The sequence below is a fragment of the Kitasatospora sp. NPDC091257 genome, from assembly GCF_044757675.1.
Lineage (GTDB): Bacteria > Actinomycetota > Actinomycetes > Streptomycetales > Streptomycetaceae > Kitasatospora > Kitasatospora lactacystinica.
The window spans coordinates 1-3,930 of sequence record NZ_JBIVVI010000887.1; the positions used below are offsets into that span (position 1 = coordinate 1).

General features: G+C 72.4%; 3 protein-coding genes. 1 reads left to right on the forward strand and 2 read right to left on the reverse strand.

Going from position 1 to position 3,930, the window contains the following annotated elements:
* Nucleotides 1-30: 30 nt before the first annotated feature.
* Both ACIQOV_RS31430 and ACIQOV_RS31435 read right to left on the reverse strand, forming a co-directional pair.
* Nucleotides 31-993 (reverse strand): zinc-binding dehydrogenase, encoded by a 963-nt coding sequence (locus ACIQOV_RS31430; RefSeq protein ID WP_401054054.1) that lies wholly within the window; start codon nucleotides 991-993, stop codon nucleotides 31-33.
* A gap of 97 nt (nucleotides 994-1,090) precedes the next feature.
* Entirely contained in the window at nucleotides 1,091-2,284 is a 1,194-nt protein-coding gene (locus ACIQOV_RS31435; RefSeq protein WP_401054056.1) for an NADP-dependent malic enzyme, read from the reverse strand.
* A gap of 584 nt (nucleotides 2,285-2,868) precedes the next feature.
* Between ACIQOV_RS31435 and ACIQOV_RS31440 the strand changes: the two genes are divergently transcribed.
* Nucleotides 2,869-3,792, forward strand: coding sequence for an ABC transporter substrate-binding protein (locus tag ACIQOV_RS31440; protein ID WP_401054058.1), 924 nt, complete (start codon nucleotides 2,869-2,871; stop codon nucleotides 3,790-3,792).
* Nucleotides 3,793-3,930 lie beyond the last annotated feature (138 nt).

Genomic DNA, 3,930 nt, shown 5'->3' on the forward strand with positions numbered 1-3,930 from the left:
CCCGTTCGGGGGCGCCGGGCCGCCGCGGCGTCAGGGGGTGAGGACGATCTTCCCGAAGACGTCGCCCCCGGCCAGCCGGGCGAAGCCGTCCCGGGCCTCGGCCAGCGGCAACACCGAGTCGATCACCGGCCGGACGCCGGTGTTGGCGCAGAACGCGAGCAGCCCGGCCAGCTCCTCCTTGGTGCCCATGGTCGAGCCGACCACCTTGAGCTCCAGGAAGAAGATCCGGTTCAGCTCGGTGGAGCTCGGGTTGGGGCCGGAGGTGGCCCCGGAGATGACCACGGTGCCGCCCGGCCGCAGCGACTTCACCGAGTGCGACCAGGTCGCGGCGCCGACCGTCTCCAGCACGGCGTCCACCCGTTCGGGCAGCCGGGCGCCGCTCTCGAAGGCCGCGTCGGCACCGAGCTCCACCGCCCGGGCGCGCTTGGCCTCGTCCCGTCCGGTGACCCAGACCCGCAGGCCGGCCGCCTTGCCGAGGACGATCAGCGCGGTCGCCACCCCGCCGCCCGCGCCCTGCACCAGGACGGTGTCCCCGGGCTTGACCCCGGCGTTGGTGAACAGCATCCGGTAGGCCGTCAGCCAGGCGGTGGGCAGGCAGGCGGCCTGCTCGAAGCTCAGCCCGGCGGGCTTGGGCAGCAGGTTCCAGGTGGGTACGGCCACCTTCCGGGCGAAGGTGCCCTGGTAACGCTCGGTCAGGATGGAGCGCGGCTCGGTCGGGCCGACCCCGTGGCCGCTCTGGCCGATCACGGAGTGGATGACGACCTCGTTGCCGTCCTCGTCGATCCCGGCGGCGTCGCAGCCGAGGATCATCGGCAGCCGCGCGGCGGGCAGGCCGACCCCGCGCAGCGACCAGAGGTCGTGGTGGTTGAGGCTGGCGGCCCGGACGGTGACCACGCTCCAGCCGGGTCGGGCCTGCGGCTCGGGAAGCTCCCCGAGCTCCAGCCCGCTCAGCGGATCGTCGGCGTCGATGCGTGCGGCGTAGGCGGCGAACATGCCCCGGACGTTAGCCCGGTACGGCCGAGGCCGGGAAGCACGCGAGCATGTGACGCGTGTCCCGGCCTCGGAAGGATCGGCCCCGGAAGGCTCGGCCTCAGGCCCGGGCGACGCCCTCCGCGCGGGCGGCCTCGGCGACGGCCTTGGTGACCGCCGGGGCGACCCGCTCGTCGAAGGGCGAGGGGATGACCTTCTGCGGGGTCAGCTCGTCGGCCACGACGCCGGCCAGCGCCTTGGCGGCGGCGAGCTTCATGCCCTCGGTGATCCGGGAGGCGCGGACCTGGAGGGCGCCCGCGAAGATGCCCGGGAAGGCCAGCACGTTGTTGATCTGGTTCGGGAAGTCGCTGCGGCCGGTGGCGACCACGGCGGCGTACTTGTGCGCGACCTCGGGGTGGATCTCCGGGGTGGGGTTGGCCATCGCGAAGACGAACGCGCCCTCGGCCATGGTCGCGACGACCTCCTCCGGCACGGTGCCGCCGGAGACGCCGATGAACACGTCGGCGCCGGCCAGCGCGTCGGCCAGCGAGCCCTTGAGGCCGGTGCGGTTGGTCCGCCCGGCGATCTCGGCCTTGACGTCGGTGAGGTCGCCGCGGCCCTCGTGGACGACGCCCCTGCGGTCGCAGACCGCCACGTCGCCGATGCCGGCCGCGACCAGCATCTTGGCGATGGCGATGCCGGCCGCGCCGGCACCGGAGATGACGGCCCGCAGCGAGCCGATCTCACGGCCGGTCACCTTGGCGGCGTTCCACAGGGCGGCGGTGGTGACGATCGCGGTGCCGTGCTGGTCGTCGTGGAAGACCGGGATGTCCAGGGCCTCCTGGAGCCGGCGCTCGATCTCGAAGCAGCGGGGCGCGGAGATGTCCTCCAGGTTGACGCCGCCGAACGAGGGCGCCAGCCGGACCACGGTCTCGACGATCTCGTCGACTCCGGTGCAGGCGAGCGCGATCGGCACCGCGTCCACGCCGCCGAACTGCTTGAACAGGATCGCCTTGCCCTCCATCACGGGCAGCGAGGCCTGCGGGCCGATGTCGCCGAGGCCCAGCACCGCGGTGCCGTCGGTGACCACCGCGACGGTGTTGGCCTTCCAGGTGTAGTCGTTGACCAGCTCCGGCTGCTCGGCGATGGCCGTGCAGACCCGGGCGACACCGGGGGTGTAGGCGAGGGACAGGTCGTCCGCGTCGCGCACCGGGACGGTCGCCCGGATCTCCATCTTGCCGCCGCGGTGGAGCGCGAAAACCGCGTCGACCGGATCGTCGGTGTCCTGGGTGCTGCTGATGATCTCCGCTGCCACGATGACCTCTTCGTCATTGATCTGGCGAGGACGCGCGGCCGACGGGCAGGACGACCCGGCCGGAAACCGGAAACCGGGTACGCCGAAGCGGACCCGGGGTCAGGGTCGGGGCGCTGCCGTCGGGCGGCGCCCTCGGATGAGGGTTTTATGGGGTCTTGTGTTGTCCGCGTTGTGCTTCCGGGCCGAGCGTAGGTCGGACGAAGGCATCGCACCTATGCCTTTTCGTCCTCGTCACGTGCGGTTCATCGCCGTGCCGTCGCGTCACAGGGCCCGGCGTCGGAAGCGCCGGGCACCGGCGGCGGCAACGGCATGAGCGCACGCGCACCCGCAGGAGTGAACGCAGATCCGAAGGGGAGTCGGCGCCCCGGATACGGAGCCGCGTGAGGACTTCCGTTCCCGGGCACCCCGAGCCTGTCGGGGCTCGTCGGTCTGGTTCGAGCGTTCGGGGGTCACCCGGTAACGAATTCTGACACACCCGCCGCCGGGCCCGGCAGGCCGGGATGGCAGGATCGCTTGTCCGCCATTTCGCGTACACCCGCGCGACACCGTGGCGGCCGCTCGTCCCTCCCACAGGAGCCTCCCTCATGCTTCACGTCCGCCATGCCCGTCGTCCGATACCGGCCGCCGCCGCCCTGGCCACCGCCGGTGCCCTGCTGCTGACCGGCTGCGGCGGCGGGCAGGCCGCCTCGGACGACCCGGTCAAGGACCTCCGCGGCAAGCTGCCGAACGCCCAGCGGACGGCCGGGGCGCTGCGGGTCGGCATGGACGTCAACTACGCCCCGGTGGAGTACCGCGGCCCGGACGGCAAGCCGGCCGGCCTGGACCCGGAGCTCGCCGCCGCCCTGGGCCGGATCCTCGACGTGCGGGTCGAGTTCGTCGACACCCCCTTCGACAAGCTGGTGTCGAACCTCCAGGCCAAGCAGTACGACGTGGCGATGTCGGCGCTCAGCGACACCCGCCAGCGCCGCGACGCCCTGGACGAGAACGGCAAGCAGACCGGCCCCGGCGTGGACTTCGTGGACTACTTCATCGCCGGCACCTCGATCGTCGTCCCGAAGGGCAACCCCAAGGGGATCAAGGGCCTGGACGACCTGTGCGGCAGGACCGTCGCGCTCCAGCAGGGCACCACCCAGGACGAGATCGTCACCCGCCAGGTGGCCGTCTGCGCCCGGGCCGGCCGCCCGCTGACCCCCCACAAGCTGGACACCGACACCAAGGCGCTGGCCGAGGTCGCCTCCGGCGCCGCCGCGGCCGGCCTGAACGACTTCCCGGTGGCCGCCTACGCGGCGAAGACCACCGACGGCGGCGGCCGCTTCGAGGTGACCGGCGGGCAGTCCACCTCCAACCCGTACGGGATCGCGGTGCGCAAGGACGACGGGCAGCTGCGCGACGTGCTGACCAAGGCGATCGACCAGCTGATCCGCAGCGGCGAGTACGACAAGATCCTGGCCAAGTGGAACGTGAGCGCCGGCGCGGCGCAGAACGCGGTGGTCAACGGGGGCATCTGATCCGGCGGGCGACGGGCGCCGGGTGCGGCACGGACCGGTCTGCATACGTATGCGCAGGGTGACAGGGGCACGGAATAAGTCCGAATAGCGGACAGTGCGACCCCTCGTTATCCGATTTTGATCTGGATGAGGGCCACC

Bases quoted from the DNA above. Each gene is read 5' to 3' on its own strand.
- ACIQOV_RS31430 (WP_401054054.1), bottom strand. From the start codon at position 993: ATGTTCGCCGCCTACGCCGCACGCATCGACGCCGACGATCCGCTGAGC.
- ACIQOV_RS31440 (WP_401054058.1), top strand. From the start codon at position 2,869: ATGCTTCACGTCCGCCATGCCCGTCGTCCGATACCGGCCGCCGCCGCC.